The organism is Psychrobacter sp. TB55-MNA-CIBAN-0194 (assembly GCF_040309505.1).
GTDB classification, from domain to species: domain Bacteria; phylum Pseudomonadota; class Gammaproteobacteria; order Pseudomonadales; family Moraxellaceae; genus Psychrobacter; species Psychrobacter fozii.
Genome location: NZ_JBEOOW010000380.1, coordinates 1 through 265, shown reverse-complemented (window position 1 = coordinate 265; position 265 = coordinate 1). Strand labels below are relative to the sequence as shown.

At 54.0% G+C, this 265-nt stretch carries 1 protein-coding gene; it reads left to right on the top strand.

The annotated features are described in order from the left end of the window. Positions 1-265 (top strand): hypothetical protein (locus AAEY75_RS15550; RefSeq protein ID WP_352260095.1); only part of this gene is annotated, 265 nt, incomplete at both ends.

The window sequence follows — 265 nt, the reverse complement described above, 5'->3', positions numbered from 1 at the left end:
CCCTCAACCACATCGTATTGCCGCTAAAAACTCCCAAAGATCAAGCCGATATCTACCGCTGGCTGCAATGGGTCAAGCGGCTACTGATTGCTCTGATCCTTTTTCTGGCTCTGATGTTTCATGAAACTCTGGGCAAAAATCTGCAGCTGTCTATTCTTGGCGCAATCTCCCTGAGCGGCACTCTGCAACTGTTACCCGGCGCATTAGGTGTCATTTTCTGGCCCGAAGGCAACCGCCGCGGCCTTATCGCCGGCCTGCTGACCGG